We start from the raw sequence: 452 nt of genomic DNA on the forward strand, positions 1-452 counted from the left end.
GCAGCCCAGCCCCTATGACCAGGCAACCACCAAGACCACCCTGCGGGAAACCGTGGTGGCCGATGCCGCCAACTACTTTTCGACCACCAAGCTGGTCGCGGATGCGGCGCTGGGTGCAATGCGAGTGCAGGCCAAGACCATTTTCACTCAGCTGGTACCCAGTGCCCGCAGTGAAACCCCTGTAGTCGATCTGACCGCTGCCGGTGAGCTGGGCGCCCTGCTGGAATCCGGGGTGGGCAGTCCCCACACCTTCACCACCACCTCACCAGTCAGCCCAAGCCAAGGGCTGTTCCTGGGGATTGGTGCCATGCCGGGCAGCGTATCGGTCACCATCGGCGCGGCGGTGATCACCGACAAGGGTGGCGAGCTGTTCCTGGTCGGTACCGTGGTGGGGGCTATCGACTACGGGCGCGGCCTGCTGACCTTCAACAGCCAGTGCCCGAACTACGGCG

General features: G+C 64.8%; 1 pseudogene. It reads left to right on the forward strand.

The window, feature by feature from the left end:
- Positions 1 to 452, forward strand: a pseudogene (locus ACW5W8_RS23870) (curculin (mannose-binding) lectin protein); the annotation flags it as partial.

It is taken from the genome of Aeromonas aquatilis (assembly GCF_054052405.1).